A 24,724-nucleotide genomic window follows, 5' to 3' on the forward strand; every position below is an offset into this window, starting at 1 on the left:
AAATAAAATAAAAAAATGACGCCTAATTTGCGTTTTTTTGTTCAAAAAGTTATACTAATATATAAGGTGTATAAAAAATTGTAAAAATCACACTATTATATAATAGAATAAGAGGAGGTTTGAGAATGGACAATGAAAAAAGACAGATTTCTTTGCAAAGAGCAGCTGAACTAAAAAGCAGGATTGATGATTACTTAGAAGAAAGAAAAAAAATTCCTAAGGGATTAGAACTGGCGGATACATTAGAAGCCAGAAAGAAAAAAATACTTCAAGTTTTAGGTGGCAGTGAAGAAGAATGGCAGGATTATCAGTGGCAGTTGAAAAATAGAATTTCTGACGTAGATACTTTAAATAAAATTATCGATTTAACGGAAGAAGAGAGGGAACAAATCCAAGAGGTGGCTACGAAGTTTAGATGGGCTATTTCTCCTTACTATCTAAGCTTGATTAATCCACAGGATAAGTTTGATCCTATCAGATTAATGGCTATTCCTGCTTATAAAGAATTAGAAGATAATTGCAATGAATTTGACCCTATGGGAGAGGAATATACAAACCCTGCAGGTAGTATAACAAGACGATACCCCGATAGATTGATTATTAATGTTACCAATGAGTGTGCAATGTATTGCAGACATTGTCAAAGAAGGAGAAATATTGGAGAAGAGGATATCGGCACGCCTAGATCTGTGATTCAAGAATCCATAGAGTATATAAGAGCAAATGAAGAAATAAGAGATGTTTTGGTAACAGGGGGGGACGCCTTATGCCTTACTGATGAAACCTTAGAATGGATTTTACGCCAGCTAAAGGAAATTCCCCATGTAGAATATATAAGACTAGGCAGTAGAACGATGGTGACCATGCCTCAGAGGGTAACAGATAAGTTTTGTGAAATGATTAAGAAATATCATCCAATTTATATCAATACTCATTTTAATCACCCAATCGAAATTACCCATGAATCAAAAGCAGCTTGCGAAAAATTAGCAAATGCTGGCGTGCCACTTGGTAATCAAGCAGTTTTATTAAATGGTGTAAACAACAATAAATATATCATGAGAGTTCTAAATCATGAGTTATTAAAATGTCGGGTAAGACCCTATTATATTTTTCACGCTAAACATGTAGCAGGAACAACTCATTTCAATACCTCTGTTGATGACGGTCTTGAAATTATGGAGTATCTAAGAGGATACACTTCAGGTATGGCAATTCCCACCTTCATTCTAAATGCCCCTAAGGGCCTAGGAAAAACACCTTTATTCCCAAATTATATGATTTCAAGAGGCAAAGATTATGTAACCATCAGAACCTGGGAAGGTGAAGTCATAGAGTATGAAAATCACCAGACACAAGATATTAGAGAATTACTAGACTAATTGACTAAAGTAATGTAGAGACTACAGTTGCTTTATTTATCATATCGTTTGCAAAAGTGCAAACTAAAAAAATCCTCCATTAGGAGGATTTTTTTAGCAAATAAATAAAAGTAAAACTTTAACATAAGGGAAAAAAGGTAGGAAAGAAGCTAAAAATAACTTAAAGTAAAAGCTTTACTTTAAGTGACCATTATGAGATTTCTGAATAAAAATATATAAAGGAGAATAGAAAGGAGAGGTGATGATTTTGATAGATAAGTTATCGGAAGCCGTTTACCAATCTATGCATCAGATAGGAAAAAAAACATCAGAGATTTTAGAGGTAAATAAGTTAAACTTAAGCGTTAATAAAAGAAAAAGAGAAATTGAGGAACTTTATGAAGAATTGGGAGCATATGTCTATCAATATTTGAGGCAGTATGAGCGCCTGACAAGAGAAGATGTCGATCAGTATGTGAATAAGATAGCATATTTACAAAAAGATATTGAAAGTTTAGAAAAACTGATACTAAGTGTACAAAATATCCAGCATTGTGCAAACTGTAAAGTTGAATTTGATGAAGAAATTTCCTACTGCCCTCTCTGCGGAAGATATATTAAGAAATAGTCAACTTTTAGCTTATTTAAACATTGTATTCATTTCCTGCAAATGTAATCCCTTAGTCTTTTTATCTTATTATCAAATACTTTACTGGGTTAAGACCCCCACTTCTATAAGTGGGCTTTGAATCAGGTGGAGTAGAGTCTCCATCTGATTCCCCGATGTTCAGCTTTAGCTGGACGAGTTCACTTAGTGTGTATCTATGATGTGATACAATTCACTAGATTTTGTGAGAAGTGTCACATATTATTCCCCCAGCCTATAGTAAAATAAACTTAAGAAAAAAAGCAAAGGAGAGGATTAGCATGGCAGTTAGAAAAATTATCGAAATCAATGAAGAAAAATGTGATGGCTGTGGATTATGCGTACCAAATTGTGCTGAAGGTGCGATTCAAATTATAGATGGTAAGGCGAAGTTGGTAAGTGATATTTATTGTGACGGGTTAGGGGCTTGTTTAGGCCATTGTCCACAAGATGCTTTAAAAATCATTGAAAGAGAAGCACCGGATTTTGACGAAGAAGCAGTGGAGGAATTATTGAAGCAACAAGGAAAAAGTTTACCGCAACCACAACCACATCATCATCATCATGGTGGAGGATGTCCTGGAAGTAGAGCAATGAAGTTTGATGAAGAAAATGCTGATGCTGAAGCAGTGGTAAGTAGTGGAGATATTGAAATAAAAATTAAATCACAATTAAAACAGTGGCCAGTACAGCTAAAACTAGTACCGGTAAATGCTCCTTATTTTGAGAATGCAGACTTATTAGTAACAGCTGATTGTGTACCATTTGCCTATCCAAACTATCATTTAGATTTATTAAAAGGAAAAGCAGTAGTAGTAGGCTGTCCTAAACTAGATGACATTGAATTCTACACAGAAAAATTAACACAGATTATTGCATTGAATCATATAAAATCCATCACAGTAGCTTATATGGAGGTTCCTTGTTGTCAGGGAATTGTTAGGGCGGTGGATGTGGCCGTGGCTCAAGCCAACAAAAATATAAAGGTAAATAAAGTTCAAATAGGTCTACAAGGGAAAAAATTATAACATTTTTAAAATCCTACATTTATGTAGGATTTTTTTGACTTTTTGTTATAATAATATTAAGATATGAATTAATTAACATTTTTTAGGAGGTCTTTTGGTGGAAAAAATTAGGTTTGATTATTCAAAGGCATTGGACTATATTGGCAGACATGAATTAGCTTCACTAGAACCCATGATTAATGTTGCACACAAAATGTTACATGAAAAAACTGGTGCAGGAAGTGAATTTGTAGGCTGGGTAGATTTACCTATAACATATGATAAAGAAGAATTTAGTAAGATAAAAGTTGTAGCAAAAAACATTCAGGAAAGTTCTGACGTATTAATTGTGATAGGAATTGGTGGGTCTTATTTAGGTGCTAGAGCTGCAATAGAAATGTTAAACCATAGTTTTCATAATATGTTATCAAAAAATAAAAGAAAAACCCCGGAAATATATTTTGTTGGTCATAATATGAGCAGTAAGTACTTAAAAGACCTATTAGATGTTATTGAAGGGAAAGATGTTGCTTTAAACGTTATTTCTAAGTCTGGTACGACAACAGAACCAGCCATTGCTTTTAGAATACTAAAAGAATATCTAGAAAAAAAGTATGGTAAAGATGCTGCAAAAAATAGAATTTACGCCACGACAGATCAAGAAAAGGGAGCACTAAAAACAATGGCCGATAACGAAGGTTACGAAACCTTTGTTATTCCTGATGATGTAGGAGGTAGATATTCTGTTCTGACAGCAGTAGGTTTATTACCTATCGCAGTTGCTGGAATAGATATTGATGAAATGATGAAGGGGGCTGCAAAAGCTTATAAAGATTTAGAAGAGCCCCTTTTCCTAGGAAATGATTGTTATCAATATGCTGCAGTAAGAAATATTTTGTATAATAAGGGAAAAGATGTAGAGATCCTAGTGAATTACGAGCCAGCACTCTTTTTTATAGGAGAGTGGTGGAAACAATTGTTTGGAGAAAGCGAGGGAAAGGACTATAAAGGTATTTTTCCAGCTGCTGTAAATTTCTCAACAGATTTACATTCTATGGGGCAGTATATTCAGGAAGGTAGAAGGAATATTTTTGAAACAGTTTTATATATTGAAAATACAAAGCAAGAAGTTGTTATTCAGTCACAGGAAAAAGATTTAGATGGATTAAACTACTTAGCAGATAAAACAGTAGAAGATATAAACAAAAGTATTTTTCAGGCCACCTTATTAGCACATAATGATGGTGGCGTGCCTAACCTAATTATCAGTATTCCAGAAATGTCCCCCTACTATTTTGGTTACTTAGTTTATTTCTTTGAAAAGGCCTGTGGTATAAGCGGGTATTTACTAGGCGTAAATCCTTTTAATCAACCAGGCGTGGAGACCTATAAAAAGAATATGTTTGCGCTGCTAGGCAAGGAAGGCTATGAAGAAGAGAGAGAAAAAATGCTACAAAGACTAGAAAAATAAATTTTATTCTTCGCTGTATTGCTAAGACCCTCACTTTCGAAAGTGGGGGATCAAGTACTGTATTCTTGAAATAAATTTGGCTATAGTTCAGGGGGAGCGAAAACTCCCCTGAAGGAAGGCTCATTTTATTCTACATATTTATTGAAAGGAAATGAGGTAGGTGATGACAATCGTGGAATCTAAAGAGGATTTGGCTATAGGTGTGTTTGACTCAGGTGTTGGAGGTATTAGTGTTTTAGCTCAGTTAATTTGTTGCTTGCCGAAAGAAAAGTATGTCTATTATGGTGATTCTAAAAATGCTCCTTATGGCGTAAGGTCTACAGAAGAAGTAAAAGAGCTGTCTTTTCAGGTAGTGAATCAGCTGCTGAAAAAGGGAATTAAGGGTCTCGTAGTTGCCTGTAATACCGCCACCAGTGGAGCCATTGAAGATTTGAGGAGTAAACTAAATATGCCAATTGTGGGGATGGAACCAGCTTTGAAACCCGCTATGGCTTTAAATAAAAGAGGAAAAATTGTTGTAATGGCTACTTCTGTTACGTTAAGGGAAAAAAAATTTAATCGTTTAATCGAAGCGTTACATAATGAAGAGGAGGTTATCAAGCTGCCTTGTCCAGGATTAGTAGAAATCATTGAAAGGACAGGCGGGAAGGGAAAAGAAATTCAGCAATATCTAAAGGAACTTTACGCGCCTCTCAATATGAAAGAAATAGCTGCTATTGTTTTAGGTTGTACACACTATATTTTTATAAAAGAAGAGATCGCTAAGCTTATAGAAGAGCCAATAAGTATTATTGATGGCAATAAGGGAACTGCTAATCAGCTAAAAAGGCTATTGATGGAACATCAGCTGCTAAAGAAAGAGGAGATGAATGACTTTACTGAAGTTGTACTAATGAATTCCAATCATGCCGGTGAAATAAATACTTTAAGCAAGAAATTATTAGAGGAACAATTGAGTTACTTAGGATGGGAAGGCCAGTTAAAATATGGTAATTGGTAGATGCAAATAAAAAAAGTATGCTATAATAGGATATAGAATAACTATAGATATACGTTTTGACACTTGAATTTTAATGTACAATTTTTTCTAGTATATTAAAATTCATAAACGTATATCCATATGTAAAGGTAGGTGAAATAAATGATTTTCGTAATAGCTGAAATGGTGTTGGCACTATTCAATAAACTAGGTGTTATTATTATTTTAGCTTTTATCCTGTCCAAAATAGAAGGATTTAGAAAACTAATCATTAAGAAAAAGATGACCTTTATAGACAAAGTTATTTTATCTATGTTATTTGGATGTATTGGCATTATGGGAACGTATTCAAATATACCTATTCATGGTTCATTTGCTAATTTAACAACGATTGGGGTTGTAGTGGGAGCAATATTAGGGGGGCCAGTGGTAGGTTTATTTGCAGGCTCCATTGCCGCGATGCATCGTTATTTGATTGATATGAATGGATTTACAGCAGTGGCCAGCAGTATTTCTATTATAATAGGGGCGGTTGCAGCGGCTTATGTATATTATTTTATTAAAAATAAATTATCTCATTGGAAAACTGTCTTTATTACTGTTGTTATTACGGAAATTGCTCAAACCCTTCTGCTATTAGCTTTATCACGTCCTTCTTTTGAAGGTTTAGAATTAGCAAAAGTCACTTTATTGCCTATGATGTTTGTTAATGCCTTAGGCATAACTATATTTATAGGAATCATCGAAAATATTTATTCTGAATATGACTGTATAGCTGCGGGACAAGCTCAAAAAGCTTTAAAAATTGCTAATTTAACCCTGCCTTATTTTAGGCAAGGACTAAACTATGATGTAGCGCAAAAAGTTGTAGATATTATCTACGATGCTGTAGATGTGGAAGCAGTAACCATCACTAACTGTAAAGAAATATTGGCCCATAAAGGTATTGGAGAGGACCATCATATAGCTGGACACAGCTTTCAAACCCAAACTACAAGGGAAGTAATAGAAACCGGTAAGTACAAGGTAATCAACACGAAGGAAAGTATTCGATGTAATCAACATTATTGTCAATTGAAGTCTGGGATCGTGGTTCCTTTAAAAGAGCGAGACCGGATTGTAGGCACTTTAAAGCTTTATAAAACAGAGGAAAATAGTATTACTTCTATGGATATAGAGCTAGGACTAGGATTGGCGCAGCTATTTTCTACGCAAATAGAATTGAGCAAATTAGATCATCAAAAGAAGCTTATTACCGAGGCGGAGCTTAAGTCACTACAAGCTCAAATTAATCCTCATTTTTTATTTAACGCAATTAATACAATCGTTTCCTTTATACAGTTTGATACGATAAAGGCCAGACATTTACTCATTTCTTTGGCAAATCTTTTTAGAAAAAGTTTAAGTCACCATCAAGATATGGTGGATATAGAGGTTGAATTAGAACATGTGGCTTCTTATCTAGAAATTGAAAAAGCTAGATTTGGTGATAAATTACAGGTAAAGTATGATTTACAGACCAATATATTTTGCAAACTCCCACCTTTAATTTTACAGCCTATTGTAGAAAATGCTATTTTGCATGGTATTCTTCCTAAAAAACAGGGGGGCTGTATTACCATAAAATCAAAAAAAGATAAGAAGGATATTTTGCTAGAGGTCATTGATGATGGTGTTGGCATAAAACCAGATAAGCTAATGATTCTGTTAAAAGAGGAAAGCTATACAAGATCAGTAGGGTTAAGCAATGTAAATAAGCGTTTAATCAATTTGTATGGGGAAGACCACAAGCTGCAAATTACCAGCAGATTCAACGAAGGAACCTGTGTCTTAATAAGAATCCCCTATATAGAAGAACAACATACTTCTGAAATGGAGGGAGTAGTAGCATGATTTATACAGTGGTTGTTGTAGATGATGAGTTACCTGCTAGACGAAATATTACAAGCTTATTAAACCCATATTCTGATTTTCAGGTTATTGGTGAAGCCTGTGACGGCGAGGATGGCATTCAATTAATAAAGGAAAAAATGCCTGATATTGTTTTTTTAGATATACAGCTACAGGATATGACGGGTTTTGATATTGCTGCTGAACTGATAAATTCGGTAAAAGTACCCAAAATTGTTTTTGCGACTGCCTTTAATCACTATGCAATCGATGCCTTTGAATATGCGGCTATTGATTATTTATTAAAACCAGTGGATGAAGAACGATTTTTTAAAACAATACAAAAGCTTAGAAATGATCTGAAAAATTCAACAGAAATTGCTTTAAAGCAGGTACAGTGTTTGATCGAGCGACATTTGTCGATGGAGGCGAAAAGTCAAAAGATAACTTTGGAAAAAGATGATAAGCTCTATGTTTTATCTTTAAATGATATTATATTTGTTGAAACGGAAGAAAGGAATACAAAGGTAGTAAGTAAAAGGGGGGAGTTTACTACTACTTTTTCCATGGCAGAATGGGAAGATCGTTTAAGTAAGCATGGGTTCTTTAGGCCTCATAGGAGTTTTTTGATTAATCTTGATGAAATTGATCAAGTGGTTTTATGGTTTAACAATAGCTTCCAAGTAAAAATGCGGGGTTCTAGAGATAAAACCATACCTATTAGCAGAAATAAAGTAAAAGAATTTAAAGAATTGGTTGGTCTTGAGGCTTAATTAAAAATTTTTCGCTAAAAAAGTGGATAAAGAAAGTTAGAACTTTCCATACTATTATTGTTGAAAAAATCATAACAAGGAGTGTTAAGGATGATTCATGCAGAAGTTTCTCTATATCCACTTAAAACACAAAATGCAGGAGATGTAATTAATAATTCTATCAACGCATTAAGACAAGAAGGTGTAGCATATAATGTAGGCTCTATGGCTACACATCTTCATGGTAACGAAGAACAAGTGTGGAGCAGTCTAAAAAAGTTATTTGATGAAGCACAACATTCTGGAGAAGTGAGCATGGTAGTCACCATCACCAATGCAGCAGATCATTAAAAAAAGGAATGTGGATATTTTTCCACATTCCTTTTTTATGAGCTTTATAACAGATTGACATAAAAAACAATAAAAGATACAATAGCATCATAGGAAGAAAGAAAGCAGGTGGTGACCATTGTAAGTGTGCTGTTTTTATTTATAGTTTTGGCCGGTATTGTACTAGTTGTCCTATTAGGGGGAGGGGTTGTGGTGACAAAAAATTTCAACTTAAAAAGTCTTTATCTTTATTTAGTATGCCTTGTTACATTAGTTATATTTATTACTGGTACAATTTTTACGATTCATAGAACAGTAGACTTAGTGGTAAAGGATGCCTATTATTATCAAACCCTAGAAGATTTTCAACAAAGGTATTTTGTATATGGCCCTGAAGGTAAAAGAGAAGAGTCACAGCTATCTCAAGAGGAAATCACTCAACGCTATGAAACCTATCTGGAACAAGAAAATACAAGGAGACAAGCACAAAATATAAGAAATCTAGCTTATAGTTTTTCCGCCATGCTGGTAGGTGGAATATTTTGGTTCTATCATTGGCAAAAAATTAAAGAAGATTAAATTCCTTCACATAATGTTACTCCCCACTGGAATATACTTAAAATAAAATGAGGCTTAATTCAGTGGAAGTTTTTACTCCCACTGAATTGTAGCCGAATTTACTTCGAAGATGTATTGCTTGATCTCCTGCTTTAGGAAGCGGGAGATCAAGCAATACACTGAAGGATAAAATATTTCGTTGTAGGGGAGTATATTTATGTCCAATAGCAAATTTATTAAGGGGGCATTCATACTGGGTATAGCAGGATTAACTGCAAAGTTTTTAGGGATATTTTTTAAAATTCCGCTGCAAAGGTTAATTCACGATGAAGGTATGGGGTTATTTGGTTTGCCCTATCCTATTTATACCATGATGTTGTCTGTATCTATCATAGGTTTGCCAGCTGCTGTATCTAAGTTAATATCTGAGAAAATCGCCGTTAAAGATTATGCAGGTGTTAGGAAAGTGTTTCATGTTTCTTTTTTTATGATTTTTTTTATAGGTATTTTTTCATCATGTTTTTTATATTTTGGTGCTCCTTTTATGATCACAATATTAGAATGGCCCCAAGAAACCTATTACGCAATTATAGGGCTATCTCTCGCTCCTTTTTTTGTATCTATTATGTCTTCTTTTAGGGGATATTTCCAAGGTATGCAAATAATGATACCAACAGCTTTATCACAAATTATTGAACAAATTGGCAGGGTAGTGATTGGCGTTGGTTTAGCCTATATGTATATCGATAAAGGAATAGGCTATGCTGCAGGGGCGGCTTCCTTTGGAGCTACAGCAGGGGCATTTTTTGGTGCACTATTGTTATTGTTTTATTATCTAAAAAAAAGAAAAAGCTTAATTAACTATAACCTTCATGCAACGGAAAGCAGCAAAGAGAAAACAATCGTTATTGTTAAACGGCTGGTTTGGTTGGCTATTCCTATCACCATAGGAGCAGTATTAAGTTCTGTTATGGGTTTAATGGACTCCATTATTGTACCAGGAAGGCTGTTACAGGGGGGATACACATCAGAAGGAGCCACTATTCTCTACGGAAGACTAACGGGGAAGGCAGTAACCCTGATGAATGTTCCTTTAACTTTTAGTATGGCAATGGCAGCTAGTTTAGTACCAGCAATTTCTGAAGCCAATAGTAAAAAAAATAGGGTAGAATTAAAGGAAAAGACCGAGACTGGTATTAAAGTTACTTTAATGATTGCTCTACCAGCTACTATTGGTTTGGCTTTGCTGGCGTCTCCTATTATTCATCTGCTTTGGGGAAGGTCAGAAGCTGGTGGAGATATACTGAAGGTACTATCTTTAAATGTTTTATTCATTTCTATAGCACAAACGCTAACAAGTATTTTACAAGGCATGAATAAGGTATTTATTCCTGTAAGAAATTTGTTCATCGGAGTGATTATAAAGGTTATTGTTAGTTATATTCTTTTAGTAGGTCACTTAAATATTATAGGGGCGGTGATTGGTTCTCTTTGTGGCTATGGGACCTTGATGATTTTAAACTATTATGAGATTAAAAAAACTATATCCTTCAAGTTATCCATCAAAGAAGTGATCATTAAGCCACTGCTTTGTACTACCTTCATGGCAATTGTAGTCATCATTGTTTTTGATTATAGCTACTTATTATTTCAAAATGAAGCTATTGCAACTTTGGTAGCTATATTTTGGGGCATAATTTTTTATGGACTTATGATGCTGTTAACAAATACAGTAGGGCCCAATAAAAAAGATTTCTCTTTGAACAAATGATTAAAGTTAACCCTCTATTTGTGAAAATTTGCGAATAGAGGGTTAATTTTTGCACAAACTACTTATAAATACTTGTAATAAAAAATTTTTAAAAGAGGTGATTTTGATGAAGAATAAAATTTTTATTTTATTTATTGTGATTGCTATGGTTATTTTCACAGCTGTAGCTTGTACTCGGGAAGAAGCTCCACCTGCTCCAACTGAGATACCGGAAGAAACACCTGTCCCAGAGGAAACACCACAAGAAACACCAGAGGCAAGAGAAATCGAGTACGAAGATGGTACCTATACGGGAGAGCTAGAAGTCAATGAAAAAGGTTGGACAAGCGTCGTAGAAATTGTTGTAGAGGATGGAAAAATTACAGAAGTAGATTATGATGAGCTTGATGAAGATGGCAATAGAAAGTCAGAGGATGAAGAGTACAACGAAAGATGGGAAGCTGCAGCTGGTATAAGTGCACCAGAAGCTTATCCACAGTTGGAACAATCACTCATAGAAACACAAGATATTGATGCTGTAGATGCGGTATCTGGTGCAACGGCAACAACAAGAGACTTCAAAGACGTAGTACAACAAGCACTGGACCAGCAAAACCAATAAAAGTCATGGAATAAGAGAAAAAACCCATTAACCTTGAGTAAATAATAGGTAAATGGTTTTTTTTCTACTAGGGCTACAATATAGGATTTGAGGAATACTACAATTAAGTATATAATAGAGGAGGCTTATGAATGAGACATAAATATATGATATATACTGAAGAAGGTGTTTTAGAGAATAGTATAACAAGAGATGAAGCTATTGAAAAAGTAAAACAGTATCATGAACAAGGCATAGATGCTTATATCGTATCTCAAACAGAAGGAGAGCGGATGAAGCAAAAGGGAGAAACCTTCTACCCACCTAAGTGGGAGTAAAAGAAAGGGTGTGCTACACACCCTTTCTTGATGCGCAAGTAAAGTACAATAAAAAACACTAAAATTTGTGAGACTACAGATAAAGAAGAATAATGAGGTATTATGTAGAAATCTTGATGAAAAACCTATATTTGTGTCTAGAGGTCTATTGAAAAAAGTAGGCATAATCATGTAATATATACAATATGTAGTATAAGAAGAAAAAATTTAATACAATAGGAGGTAACCATGGGAGTTACAAAAGTTCAAAAAAGAAATAGTGAAATTGTTGATTTTGATTATAATAAAATAAAAAATGCTATTTTTGCAGCTGCGAAATCTGTAGGAGGAAAGGACGAAATGAAGGCCGCTAAATTAACAAAAATGGTGGTTGAAATTTTGAACGAAACCTATAGAGCTAGTATTCCTTCTGTAGAAGATATACAGGACATTGTAGAAAAAGTATTGATTGAGGAAGGACACGCTAAAACTGCTAAAGCATATATATTATATAGAAAAAAACATGAAGAAATACGAGAAGTAAAAAATCTATTTATGGATGCAGAGGAAATGATTGAAGAATATGTAAACCTAGAGGATTGGCGGGTAAATGAAAATGCCAATATGGGTTTTTCTCTACAGGGTTTAAATAATCACATTGTTGAAAGTATTACAACAAAATATTGGTTAAATAAGATCTATCATAAAGAATTAAGGGATGCCCACATTCGAGGAGATTTACATATACATGATTTAGGATTGTTAGCTCCTTATTGCTGTGGATGGGATCTAGAGGCATTTTTAAGAAAAGGCTTTAAAGGAGCTAAAGGAAAAATCGAGTCAAAACCTCCTAAGCACTTTGAATCTGCTTTAGGTCAGTTGGTAAATTTACTATACACGCTTCAAGGAGAGGCGGCTGGAGCCCAAGCAGTTTCCAGTCTTGATACTTACTTAGCTCCATTTATTTATTATGATGGATTAGATTATGAGCAGATTAAAAAAGCCCTACAGAGGTTTGTGTTTAATCTAAATGTACCAACGAGAGTTGGATTTCAAACGCCCTTTACCAATGTAACCTTAGATATAACGCCTCATCCATTATTGAGAAAGCAGCCAGTAATTGTTGGGGGCAAAAATATGGATAAGACTTATGGAGAATTTCAAGAAGAGATGAACTTATTCAATAAGGCTTTCTGTGAAGTAATGATGGAGGGAGATGGAGCAGGCCGAGCTTTTAGTTTTCCAATTCCTACAATAAATATTACAGAAGACTTCCCTTGGGATACTGAAGTAGTGAACTGCATTATGGAAATGACAAGAAAGTTTGGCACCCCTTATTTTGCCAACTTTTTAAATTCTGATTTATCACCAGAGGATGTTCGATCTATGTGTTGTAGATTACGTTTGGACAATAGGGAGCTTAGAAAACGTGGGGGAGGACTTTTTGGTGCGAATCCGCTAACAGGCTCCATCAATGTTGTTACGTTAAACATGGCTAGAATAGGCTATACAGCTGAGACGATGGAAGCCTTTAAAAAGAGAGTAAGAGAGCTGATGGAGTTGGCAAAGGAAATATGCGAGTCCAAGCGACTTGTATTAGAAAAATATATGGATGCTGGATTATACCCTTACTCTAGACACTATTTGCAAGGGGTAAAGGATGCTACTGGTGAATATTTTAAGAATCATTTTTCAACAATAGGCTTGAACGGCATGAATGAAGCTTGTAAGAATCTTTTAGGCCAAGATATTACTACAGAAGAAGGAAATGAATTTGCAGTAGAAATCATGGAATTTATGAACCGTGTTATTCAGATATTTCAAGAAGAAACAGGAAGTCTGTGGAACTTAGAAGCTTCTCCTGCAGAAGGTGCTACCTATAGATTTGCTAGGCTAGATAAAAAGATTTATCCAAAGATTTATACGCAAGGAGAGGAAGAACCTTATTATACAAACTCAACACAATTGCCTGTAGGCTATACAGAAGATATTTTTGAAGCGCTTGAGCTACAAGAAAAACTACAGACCTTATATACTGGTGGAACTGTATTTCATGGGTTTATAGGGGAAGCGATTGAAGATGTAGAAACCTGTAAAACCCTAATTAAAAAAGTAATGGAAAATAGCAGTATTCCCTATATTACCATTACACCTACATTTTCTATATGTGCTGACCATGGCTATTTAACAGGGGAGCAAGTTGAATGCCCAGAATGTGGAAGGGAAACCGAGATTTGGACGAGGGTTGTTGGATTCCACAGGCCAGTACAAGCGTGGAATAAAGGAAAGCAGGAAGAGTATAAGGAGCGTCAAGAATATTCCTGTGAAGCTTCATTAAAGTTGGATACTGAAAAAGAGGTTAAATACTGTGAGGCAGTAATTTCCTAAAAAGCGTGAAAGAGAATATATGTATAAAATAGAAGGAATACTTTATATAGATATATAGATTTTAGTAAAATTTAATAACAATGCATCTTTTGAGCTAGCTAGATAATTTTTTATTAAGCTAGCTCTTTATAATATGTTTGCAAGCATACGAAATCGGTAATATATTTATAGAAGGGGCGTTGATAGAATGCTTACGGATAGCTCTTTAGAAGCGTATAACTTGAATATACAATAAAGGCCACATATAATAAGTAATAAAGCCTTGCAGAAGAAATAATAATTTTATCCTTTTATAATGATCAGAAAATGTGGCCTAAAATAGAACAGGGGGTGTTTAATGGAAGCTTCAGTCAAGAATTTTATTGAAAATTTAGGTTTGTTCGAAGATTTAAGTCAAGAATGTATTGAAATTTTATCATCATCCTCTTTTAAAACGAAGCTTAAAAAAGGTGAAATGCTCTTCTATGAAAAAGATATAGTCAATAATATATATATAGTGCTTAAGGGAAAGCTAACGATATTTAGACATTCTGAAATAGGTCAAAAAAGAGTTATATATATATTGGATAAGGGGCAAATATTAAACGAAGTGATATTAGATAATATTCCAGCATCTGCAAGCTGTGAAGCCTTCGAAGATAGTTGGGTTTTAGGAATTCATAAAGAAGCTTTTCTTAAGACGATGTCTATGGATTTCAGACTTGTTCAAAGAGTGATGAATTCTATGAATAAGAAAATTAGAAGGCTTTATAGACAGCTTAAAAATACGATTCCTATAAAGATTGATAAAAAATTGGCAGCAAAACTTTGGAAATTAAGTAAAGATTATGGTATAGAAATAGAAGAAGGGGTACTAATAGACTTAGATATAAGTGTTACTTATTTAGCAGATATGTTGGGTAGCACTAGGGAAACTGTTTCCAGATGTCTTAAAACTTTAAAGCGAGAGGGATTTATCAAATATAAAAATAAAAGAATCGTGGTAACAGATAGAAAACAATTATCTGTATACTTTAAAGGGCTGTGATGATCATCACGGTCATTTTTCTTTTTTCGTGTTAGTTTATAAACAAAGTATTATAAGGGGGCATATTCGTATGTACGGTCAAGAAATTAACAAAATAGCTTCAGGAGCTGCAAAAAAGAAAGCGTTGTTTCAGGATAGCAAAGGAAAATATTTATTATCCTCCATGTTAGGAGGAATCTATGTAGGATTTGGGATACTTTTAATTTTCACTATTGGAGGTCAGTTGCAAGAAACGAATCCATCGATAATAAAACTTGTCATGGGCGTATCATTTGGTGTGGCATTAAGTTTAGTTCTTTTAGCAGGTTCAGATTTGTTTACAGGAAATACTTTAATTATGACAATAGGCGCACTGGAGAAAAAAGTATCATGGAAAGATAGTTTAAATATATGGTTATTTAGCTTTATTGGTAACTTCTTAGGAAGTATACTTCTCTCTATATTATATGTATATTCCGGCCTCTCTACAGGGAGCATAGGAGAATTTATAATTACTAGTTCTCAAGCTAAAACATCTGCTGCATTTGTAGAACTTTTTATAAGAGGAATACTTTGCAATATGCTAGTCTGTCTAGCAGTCTGGTGTTTCTTTAAATTGAAGGAGGAAACAGCAAAATTAATCATGATATTTTGGTGTTTATTTGCTTTTATTACTATGGGCTTGGAACATAGTGTTGCAAACATGACGCTACTTACTACTGCATTCATGCTACCTCAAGAGGGAACTATTTCTCTAGTAAACCTTTTAAGTAATTTAATTCCTGTAACCTTAGGAAATTTTATAGGAGGTGGGTTTTTAATAGCATGGGTTTATTGGCATATAGCTAGTATAAAAGCAAAAAATAAAGAGGAAATAAAGAATGAGGTTTTTTCTAGAACTGTATTAACTCAAGGCGCGGAAAAATAATGTGTTGGAGATGATATGATGAAAATCTCTTTGAAAATGCTCGTGGGTATAGGATTTGTTACCCTTTTTCTGATACTGAGTACAGTAGGAAGCTATAACAGCTTGGTAGCAAAAACAGAGCTTATGGAAATGACCCTAAACCAAATTGACAATCAACTGGAAAAACGAAAAAGTCTGATTTTTGATTTAGTTGAAATCATAGAAGAGTATACAACACATGAAGAAGAAATCTCAGTGGACCTAGAAGAAATCTCTGAAAAATTAATGAAAGAAGAAACGACTGAGGAGCAGGTGAAAGGGGACACAATTGTCAGCATTGTACTGCCTAGGGTTTGGGCTATTGTCGAGGATTATCCTAACTTAAAAATCAACGAAAATTTTATTCAACTTCAAGAGGAATTAGCAAGTATTGAAAATAGGATTTTAACAACAAAAAGAGCTTATAATGAAGCATCAAGGGAGTATAATATATCGGTTAGACGCTTTCCAACCAATATTTACGCAAGTATCCTTGGTTTTAAAGAAGTAGATTATTTTGGGACAATAGATGAAGTGGGCAATCGTCTTAAAATTAAGGAAAAATTTTGGGATGGGCAGGAATTTACTGCAGAAAACTCTAAAATAGGTGTTTTGCGAGAGAATCTTTTAACAGCAGATATCATTATAGTAGAGGTGGGAAAGCAGCATTCTGTTGCTGAGATTATTGCTTTTATGGTATTAATATTTGTTTTGGTTGTTGTGGTTTTTGCGTTTACTAAACAGGGTTCAAAACAGGCTTCAAAAGAATATGATAGAATGTTCTTTGTAGAATTTTCAACGCAAAAAGAGTCAACAATTACCTTTGATAATATTGCAGGAAATGAAGAAGCGAAGGAAAATGTCATGGAACTAGTAGATTTTTTGAAAACGCCTGAAAAGTATCAACGTTATGGTGCTAGGATACCTAAGGGTGTGATTTTATATGGTCCTCCTGGCACAGGTAAGACTTTGATGGCAAAGGCCTTAGCAAGTGAAGCTGGTGTTGATTTTTTAGCTGTTTCAGGTTCTGACTTTGTGCAGGTTTATGCAGGTCTTGGGGCTGGAAGAATTAGAAATCTTTTTAAAAGTGCTAGAGAAAAGGAAAAGTGTGTTATCTTCATTGATGAGATAGATGCTATAGGAAGAAAACGAGATCGTGGTGGTCTAGGGGGAAGCGATGAATCTGATAGAACTTTGAATGCTTTGCTAACAGAAATGTCGGGCTTTAAAGGAAGTGAAGGGATTATTATTATGGCTGCTACTAACCGATTAGATATTTTAGACGAGGCGCTTCTAAGGCCCGGGCGTTTTGACAGACAAATAGAAGTAGGATTACCGGATTTAAAGGCAAGACAGGATATTCTAAAGCTATATATGCAAAACAGACCTATAGCAAATACGATTAATTTTGAAAGCATTGCACAGCAAACTGTTTACTTTAGTGGAGCAAAGCTGGAGAATTTAGTGAATGAGGCAGCGATTTATGCAGCTAGAGAAAATGCAAGCTTTATCTCAGAAAAGCATATTGATAAGGCTTTTTATGCAGTGATTGCTGGCGAGGAGAAAAAAGATAGAAGTAATATCAAAGACGGAGAACGAAGGATCACAGCCTATCATGAAGCAGGTCATACGATTGCTACAAAATTGTTGTGTCCTGAAAATAAGGTAACAAAGGTAACCATTATACCAAGCACCAAGGGGGCAGGGGGATTTAGCATGAATGTTCCCCCTGACAGCATGTATCATAGGAAAAAAGATATGCTTCACAACATTAAAGTTGCTCTTGCTGGTCGTGTGGTAGAAGAAATTGTCTTTGGAGAAGAAAATATAACTACAGGGGCAAGTAATGATATTCAAAAAGCTACGGAGATATTAGTAGCTATGATAAAGCAATTTGGTATGAACGAAGAAGTAGGTATGATTAATTATGATATTCTGCTGGGACAATCCGGAGGGGTTGACCAAAGGTTAGCAAAGATATGCAATAAAGAAATGAAAAAATTATATGTAGAAACAAAAGGGCTTATAAAAGAAAATATCCATTTGGTGCATGCCATTGCAGGAGCACTGATGGAAAGAGAGACATTGAAGGAGGATGAAATCAATAAGATCATCAATAGTCTTTTGAGGTAGCTTAGGCTACCTTTTTTATTCTGGTGGGTCCAGCAAAGCTGGGTCATTGAGGTAAAGGATAAAAAGAATGCTGAAGGTGATTTAAAATATGCGATAAATATTATCATTCAAGGGCGTTTAACAATTGACAATGGAAGTATATAGGAATATAATATAATTGAGAATAATAATTATTGATTTTTATATTAATGATAATGATTCTTGATATTAATACACATTAAAGGAGGAGCATGCAATGACATTAGATAAAATTGTGAGGGGACAAAAACTAGAAATTGTTAAAATTCCTGATGCAAACATTCGGGCTCAAGCTATACGTTTGGGGATATGTGAGGGAGCAAAGCTAATCTGTTCGGAAAAGTTACCTGCTGGGCCCATCGTTCTTCAAAACAGGATGCAAGAAATTGCTATTGGACGTAATTTAGCTGAGACGATAGAGGTAAGAGCAATATAAGTAATTAAAAGTAATATAATCGGTAGGAGGATAAATATGGATTGTCATGGTGTAGCTTCCGTTATTGAGATTCCAGAAGGAAGTAAGAAAATTGTTTTAGTAGGGAACCCTAATGTAGGGAAATCAGTTTTTTTTAATGCTTTTACAGGAATGTATGTGGATGTATCAAACTTTCCCGGGACAACTGTAGATATTAGTCATGGGAAGTATAAGGATGATGTTGTAATAGATACGCCAGGTGTATACGGAGTATCTTCCTTTAACGACGAGGAACGGGTTGCAAGAGATGTAATTCTTTATGGAGATATAATAGTAAATGTAGTAGATGCGGTGCATCTAGAGAGGGACTTGTTTTTAACGCAACAAATCATTGACATGGGAAAGCCTGTAGTAGTTGCCCTAAATATGATGGATGATGTGAAACGAAATGGTCTGAAAATAGATGTTAAAAAGTTGTCTAAACAGTTAGGAGTAGAGGTTATTTCTACCACTGCTACGAAAGGGGAGGGAATCCAAGAAGTAAAAGAAGCGATTCACCGCGCCAAAAAAGGCAATAGATTACAAGTTGTTGAGGACAATATTCTAAAAGTTTTAGGAGATGTGGATGAAGAGTCTGAAGCTGTTTTATTGTTAGAAGAAGATGAACATATGTTAGAAAGGCATAAACTAGTATTAAAATATCCCTTAAGAGAAAGTATTTACATGGAACGAAGAAGAAGGGTGGATGAAATTGTAAACCAAGTAGTCGCAGAAAGTAATCAAGGAGCCTCCTTTAAGACGAAGCTGGGTAGGTGGATGATTCAACCTTTAACTGGAATTCCAATTCTACTGTTTACTTTATATCTAATGTATCAAGCTATCGGTGTGTTTGTAGCTCAAACTGTGGTAGAGATTACAGAAGAAATCATTATGGGAACCTATTATAATGACTTTATTGTGGGCATTTTCACTAGGTTCGTTGAAGAAGGAAATTTTGTAGGGGATCTGCTCATAGGAGAGTTTGGCTTGTTTACGATGGCTCCGATTTATTTATTGGGTCTTCTACTACCTTTGGTAGTTGGATTTTATTTGTGCTTATCAGTATTAGAGGATTCAGGATATTTGCCTAGAATAGCTACTTTGGTCGACAGATTATTGACCTATTTAGGGTTAAATGGTAGAGCAGTTATACCAATGATATTAGGTTTTGGTTGTGTTACCATGGCTACTATTACCACAAGATTATTAGGTTCTAAAAGGGAACGGTTTATTGCTACAATGTTATTAGGACTGGCTATTCCTTGCTCTGCACAGTTGGGGGTGATTGCAGGTCTCATTGCTCCTTTAGGGTTTAAGTACTTATTAATTTACTTAGTAACGATTTTTACAGTATTTGTATTGACAGGAACTGCTCTGAATAAGGTAATGCCAGGAAAATCTACAGATTTATTAATTGATCTTCCACCTCTTCGGTTGCCTCAATTTAATAATGTATTGCGTAAAACCTATATAAAGACCTTAATGTTTATGAAGGAAGCAGGACCTTTATTTGCTGTTGGTGCAGTGACGATTACAATCATGCAGTATACTGGAATTTTAGAAGGCGTTACAGCTTTCTTTGCGCCTATTACCCAAGGGTTCTTAAAATTACCTCCTCAAGTAGCACAAGCCTTCATCATGGGAATTATAAGAAGGGATTTCGGTGCCGCTGGATTAGATTCTTTAGCTAGTGCTGGTATTTTATCTGGGGCTCAAGTGGTAGTATCTTTGGTGGCGATTACATTATTTGTACCTTGTATTGCAGCAATTATGGTGATTTTTAAAGAAAGAAGCTGGCAAGAGTCTGCTGCTATTTGGATCGGAAGTTTTATATTATCTTTCTTGACAGCAGGCGTACTAGCTCAATTAATTTTATAAAGAAGGTGTGGATATGGCTGTGGTTTGTCCTAAATGCAAGATGACCATAGAAGATTCTAGTTTACAGAGATGTCCAAGGTGTTATACAATTATTGTTCTTCCGGCAAAGTGCGAGGATTGTAAAGGATGCTCTTTGTTAAAATCCTGTAAGAAATAAAAAAACGCTATGCTGATCAAAAATTATCAGCATGGCATTTTTTTATGCTCTTCTAGTAAATAATTGTCGTAGGCATAATAACGGTTTTCTACATTTGTATTATGGGAGGTAAAGAGAGATGATTTAAACGAAGTTTCAAAATTAATATTAATAATGCACACGGACCAGTCGAAATTTTATCCCTTTATTACTCCAGCCTAAATCCCAGGGAACTCTATAGCGATCTGAATTATGAGAGTTTACTAAAGCATAGCCTTTAGAATCTATACCTGTCACAACAGATATATGGGTAACTTTTCCTTTTTTTTCATAAGCTACATAGTCCCCAGGCAAGAGTTTGTGGGAGGCGGCTAGAACTTTTTCGTAGGTACCACTGGCAATGAGCGAGGCTCTTCCGCTGTATAGCATATAATTATTGAAGGCATTCGCATTAATCCAGGCTTTACTTCCTGCGCCTCGCTCATAGTTCCATGTAGAATTTTTTCTAAAATTTCCTCCTTCATAAAGCATTTGGGAAGCAAAGTTAGCACAATCTCCCCCCTGGGGGTTATAGTTCCTGTATTTAGGGTTATATTGAAAGCTATACTCAGGAAGGCTGGCTGCTCCACAGTATTGGTCAGCATAGGCTACTGCTTTTACTCTTCTTTCATTTAGGTCGGATAAATTCTTAGGTTCTCCCGATAAAATTTGCTGTTGGATCTCTTGGCTTTTGAGTTCGTCTAGATCCAAAGAATCAGCAAAAGGATCTGTATACCATTCCCTAGTAATGCACCATCTTTTGTCATCCGGCATTAAGTCTAATACATGATAAGTGCCAAGCCTAAAGGAATTGTATGTTTTAACAGCATCTTCATAGACATACTGATATTCAGTGGAAACCAAAAGGCTTAGGGAAAATCCCTCTTGCTTATTTTTGGCGCTTCTTACGATAACCTGCGAATTAATTTCTTTAAATACTATAGATTGTTTATCTGACCAATTATGTAAATAGTTCATCTTTTTAAGCTCATGTTCATAGGCCCATAAGCCATATCTTACTTCTGTAGCATACAGATTTGCCAACATATCGGTATCTTTTTCTAGTAAAGCTTGGTTTCTAAGATCAAATAGCTGTTGTACTTCTATCGTTAACATTCCTTTTAAATCCTCATCGATGAATGCAGCAGAAGTTTTTGTAGATAGATGCAAAAAATAGATGCCCAATCCGCCAAATGATAAAAAGACCATTGCCAGCAGAAAAACTGTTACTCTCTTGAATCGAATAAAAATAACCATCTTTTCCCCTCCAAAATCTATTCATAGGAGTATATGTATAAAGTTTAAGCCCTATTCCATAAGACGTGCCTATCTGAATAGTTTCTCCGAAGGGGTTTTATATCAGCTATATGTCTACCAATTTTAATGCACTAAAGATGATAAATACAAACTTTGCATGCTGAAATTCACGATTAAAGCCTATATCTATATTACTTTTTACAGACTGCTACCATCAAATAATACTTTTGATCTTCTTTGGGAAGCTCAATTGTTGAATCAATTTGATGATACATGGCTATCTGTTGAAAGGGTTTTAACACTTCTAAAAACTCTTCTTCCGTATACTGAAAAACATGGAAAGGACAACTACAGGGGTGATCTTTACCACGACCAAAAGGTGTAGAAATAATAAGTGTACCATTAGGTTTTAATAGGTTATAGAGATTTTGAACAAAAATTTCATCTCCTTCAAAGTGTTCAATGGTCTCAAAGCTTATAATGGTATCAAAGGTACCATAGATCGTATGAAGGTCCTTATTTAAAGCATTATCTGTATAGTAAGAAGTTTGTGGAAAGGAGTAATGTTGCTTGGCATAGGCAATGGACTCCGTGGAGATATCTATACCAACCAACTTTGTAATTTTATCGTTATCAGTTAATAAAATTTCACTACCATAACCACTGCCACAGGCTATGTCCAATACACGCCCTTTACAAAATTCATTAGCAAATGCATAGCGAGCTATATGTTCAATCACCAATCCGTTTTTAGGATTCATTAATTTAGGTATGATTCTTTCACCAGTATATTCCATAATATTCCTCCTGTTTCTCATTGCTTTTTCAAGTATAGACACTTATATATTATGTTATTATATCAAACAAAAGAAACAAAAGAAATTTACATAGAATTTGATAAAACCCCTTCTACTGTAGGGTTGATGCTACAGCAGAAGGGGTTTGCTATTGACAATATATCTTTGTAACACCTGTGTCATCTACTTGTTCTACACAATGGGAAGATCCATAAGAATGAAATACCGATTGATAGGTTTTAAGACCACCGTCTAAATTTTTAACTTGATAACCATGTTGTTTTAAAATTCTGGCTGCTATATAACCTCTTAGCCCTACTTGGCAGTAAAGATAGATGGTTTTATCTTTGGGAAGCTCAGAGAGGCGATTTCTAAGCTCTCCTAAGGGAATATGAATAGACCCATGAATAAATCCAACTTTACGTTCTGCCTTTTCTCTGATGTCTACCAGTAAGCCATGATTTTTAAGGATATCATCCACGTCATACCACTGGATAGTATCTACTAGGTCTTCCATTAAGTTGCTGGCCACAAACCCCAGCATATTCACTGGATCCTTCGCTGAAGAGAAGGGGGGAGCATAGGATAACTCTAAATTCTTTAAATCTGGAGCTTTAAGTCCTGCCATGATGGCAGTAGCCAGTACATCCATGCGTTTTTCAACTCCCTTATAGCCTACAGCTTGAGCACCAAATATTTGTCCTGTATTTAAATCAAATAACAGCTTCATAGCAATAGGGGAAGCACCAGGGTAATATCCTGCATGAGAGCCTGGATGAATATGAAGAGCCTTATACGCAATACCAAGTTTCTTTAAAACCTTCTCATTACTTCCTGTGGAGGCTACTATTATATCGAATACTTTAGCAACGGCAGTTCCTAGTGTACCTTGATATTTTTCTTTTTTGCCGCAAATGTTATTCGCTACAATTCTACCTTGTTTATTAGCAGGTCCAGCTAGGGGAATAATCGTTGATGTGCCATGAATAAAATCAGCGACTTCTATAGCATCTCCTATGGCGTAGATGTGGGGGTCGGAGGTTTGAAGATACTGGTTCACTTGAATCCCCCCCCTAGTACCTAGTTGCAATCCTGCTGTTTTTGCTAGATGATTTTCAGGAGAAACCCCAATAGAGAAAATGATTAGATCCGTTTTAATTTCTCTACCGCTTTGCAATATAATCTTTTGCCCTTGCTCCTCAAAGGACTTTACCCCGTCCTTTAGGATTAGGTCAACGCCTTGACTGATAATATGACTGTGTAAAATACAAGCCATTTCATAATCAATAGGTCCCATCACTTGATCAGCTGCTTCAATAAGAGTAACGCTTATGCCTTTTTCATGAAGGTTTTCCGCCATCTCCACACCAATAAATCCCCCACCGATAACAACAGCCGATTGAGGTTGTTGTTTTTCAATAAAAGACTTGATTGCATCTGTATCTGGAATATTTCTTAAGGTAAAGAGATTTTTTGCACCTTCTATCCCGGTGATGGGGGGCTTGATTGGATTAGCTCCTGGTGAGAGCACAAGAAAATCATAGGATTCATCATAAGTATCATCGGTTGTTAGGTTTCTTATAGTAACAAATTTTTTATCAGTATCAATCTTTATTACCTCGCTCAGGTTACGAATATCCATATTGAATCTTTTGGACATTCCTGCTACCGTTTGTACCAATAAAGCACTTCTTTCCTCGATAACCCCGCTGATATGATAAGGAAGACCGCAATTTGCAAAGGAAATGTGTTCTCCTCTTTCAATCATAATAATTTCTGCATTTTCATCCAATCTTCTCAACCTTGCAGCAGCAGAAGCACCCCCAGCAACGCCACCCACAATAATCACTTTCTTTTTCATGCTATTGACCCTCCTAATTCTTTTTACACCCCCTCCCATAGGGGGTGTGTATATATCTATATAATACATTTCTTTTTGTCAAAAGTCAATAGGTTTTGGCATGATCACTGTTTCTTTATCTATTAAATAAGCTTCAAAGGAGCTTCATT

General features: G+C 35.1%; 21 protein-coding genes. 18 read left to right on the forward strand and 3 right to left on the reverse strand.

Features of this window, described 5'->3' with window-relative positions; translation table 11 throughout:
* Positions 1–125: 125 nt before the first annotated feature.
* The 18 genes from eam to feoB all read left to right on the forward strand — a co-directional run bounded on the left by eam (position 126) and on the right by feoB (position 20,485).
* Positions 126–1,382: a glutamate 2,3-aminomutase gene (gene eam / locus BJL90_RS09905; RefSeq protein ID WP_070967284.1), complete on the forward strand. Its 1,257-nt coding sequence runs from the start codon at positions 126–128 to the stop codon at positions 1,380–1,382.
* A 241-nt stretch (positions 1,383–1,623) separates the two neighbouring features.
* On the forward strand, positions 1,624–1,989 hold the full coding sequence (locus tag BJL90_RS09910) for a hypothetical protein (protein WP_070967287.1): 366 nt from the start codon (positions 1,624–1,626) through the stop codon (positions 1,987–1,989).
* A 299-nt stretch (positions 1,990–2,288) separates the two neighbouring features.
* Positions 2,289–3,035, forward strand: a complete 747-nt coding sequence (locus tag BJL90_RS09915; protein WP_070967291.1) for an ATP-binding protein — start codon at positions 2,289–2,291, stop codon at positions 3,033–3,035.
* A 97-nt stretch (positions 3,036–3,132) separates the two neighbouring features.
* Entirely contained in the window at positions 3,133–4,485 is a 1,353-nt protein-coding gene (locus BJL90_RS09920; protein WP_070967294.1) for a glucose-6-phosphate isomerase, read from the forward strand.
* Positions 4,486–4,648: 163 nt separating this feature from the next.
* Positions 4,649–5,485 carry a glutamate racemase gene (gene murI / locus BJL90_RS09925; RefSeq protein ID WP_070973142.1) on the forward strand — a complete coding sequence of 279 codons (837 nt, stop codon included), beginning with the start codon at positions 4,649–4,651 and terminating at the stop codon, positions 5,483–5,485.
* A gap of 141 nt (positions 5,486–5,626) precedes the next feature.
* Entirely contained in the window at positions 5,627–7,357 is a 1,731-nt protein-coding gene (locus BJL90_RS09930; RefSeq protein WP_081561932.1) for a LytS/YhcK type 5TM receptor domain-containing protein, read from the forward strand.
* Positions 7,354–8,127: a LytR/AlgR family response regulator transcription factor gene (locus BJL90_RS09935; RefSeq protein WP_070967296.1), complete on the forward strand. Its 774-nt coding sequence runs from the start codon at positions 7,354–7,356 to the stop codon at positions 8,125–8,127. The genes BJL90_RS09930 and BJL90_RS09935 overlap by 4 nt, the downstream gene beginning before the upstream one ends.
* A 90-nt stretch (positions 8,128–8,217) precedes the next feature.
* Entirely contained in the window at positions 8,218–8,457 is a 240-nt protein-coding gene (locus BJL90_RS09940; RefSeq protein ID WP_070967299.1) for a YkoF family thiamine/hydroxymethylpyrimidine-binding protein, read from the forward strand.
* 189 nt (positions 8,458–8,646) lie between these two features.
* A complete protein-coding gene (locus BJL90_RS09945) occupies positions 8,647–9,015 on the forward strand; it encodes a hypothetical protein (RefSeq protein WP_156778756.1) in 369 nt (122 codons plus the stop codon).
* Between the two features lie 196 nt (positions 9,016–9,211).
* Complete coding sequence (locus BJL90_RS09950; protein WP_070967304.1) at positions 9,212–10,765, forward strand: putative polysaccharide biosynthesis protein; 1,554 nt, start codon at positions 9,212–9,214, stop codon at positions 10,763–10,765.
* Positions 10,766–10,871: 106 nt separating this feature from the next.
* On the forward strand, positions 10,872–11,366 hold the full coding sequence (locus BJL90_RS09955; RefSeq protein ID WP_070967307.1) for an FMN-binding protein: 495 nt from the start codon (positions 10,872–10,874) through the stop codon (positions 11,364–11,366).
* A gap of 131 nt (positions 11,367–11,497) precedes the next feature.
* A complete protein-coding gene (locus BJL90_RS09960) occupies positions 11,498–11,683 on the forward strand; it encodes a hypothetical protein (protein WP_070967310.1) in 186 nt (61 codons plus the stop codon).
* Positions 11,684–11,911: 228 nt separating this feature from the next.
* Entirely contained in the window at positions 11,912–14,050 is a 2,139-nt protein-coding gene (locus BJL90_RS09965) for a ribonucleoside triphosphate reductase (protein WP_070967313.1), read from the forward strand.
* A 337-nt stretch (positions 14,051–14,387) separates the two neighbouring features.
* Positions 14,388–15,077, forward strand: a complete 690-nt coding sequence (locus BJL90_RS09970) for a Crp/Fnr family transcriptional regulator (protein ID WP_070967316.1) — start codon at positions 14,388–14,390, stop codon at positions 15,075–15,077.
* A gap of 70 nt (positions 15,078–15,147) precedes the next feature.
* A complete protein-coding gene (locus tag BJL90_RS09975; RefSeq protein WP_070967320.1) occupies positions 15,148–15,984 on the forward strand; it encodes a formate/nitrite transporter family protein in 837 nt (278 codons plus the stop codon).
* Between the two features lie 18 nt (positions 15,985–16,002).
* Entirely contained in the window at positions 16,003–18,135 is a 2,133-nt protein-coding gene (locus tag BJL90_RS09980) for an AAA family ATPase (RefSeq protein ID WP_236905061.1), read from the forward strand.
* Between the two features lie 235 nt (positions 18,136–18,370).
* Positions 18,371–18,589, forward strand: a complete 219-nt coding sequence (locus tag BJL90_RS09985; protein ID WP_070967323.1) for a FeoA family protein — start codon at positions 18,371–18,373, stop codon at positions 18,587–18,589.
* A gap of 36 nt (positions 18,590–18,625) precedes the next feature.
* Positions 18,626–20,485 carry a ferrous iron transport protein B gene (gene feoB, locus BJL90_RS09990; protein WP_070967325.1) on the forward strand — a complete coding sequence of 620 codons (1,860 nt, stop codon included), beginning with the start codon at positions 18,626–18,628 and terminating at the stop codon, positions 20,483–20,485.
* A 304-nt stretch (positions 20,486–20,789) separates the two neighbouring features.
* Here the strand turns inward: feoB and BJL90_RS09995 are convergent, their stop codons facing one another.
* From BJL90_RS09995 to BJL90_RS10005, 3 genes are all read right to left on the reverse strand, one after another.
* Positions 20,790–21,917 (reverse strand): amidase domain-containing protein, encoded by a 1,128-nt coding sequence (locus BJL90_RS09995; RefSeq protein ID WP_081561934.1) that lies wholly within the window; start codon positions 21,915–21,917, stop codon positions 20,790–20,792.
* Between the two features lie 191 nt (positions 21,918–22,108).
* Complete coding sequence (locus BJL90_RS10000) at positions 22,109–22,714, reverse strand: class I SAM-dependent methyltransferase (RefSeq protein WP_081561935.1); 606 nt, start codon at positions 22,712–22,714, stop codon at positions 22,109–22,111.
* Between the two features lie 148 nt (positions 22,715–22,862).
* Positions 22,863–24,575, reverse strand: coding sequence for an FAD-dependent oxidoreductase (locus BJL90_RS10005; RefSeq protein ID WP_070967328.1), 1,713 nt, complete (start codon positions 24,573–24,575; stop codon positions 22,863–22,865).
* Between the last annotated feature and the right edge of the window lie 149 nt (positions 24,576–24,724).

Origin of the sequence: Clostridium formicaceticum (genome assembly GCF_001854185.1) — a bacterium.
GTDB lineage: Bacteria > Bacillota > Clostridia > Peptostreptococcales > Natronincolaceae > Andreesenella > Andreesenella formicacetica.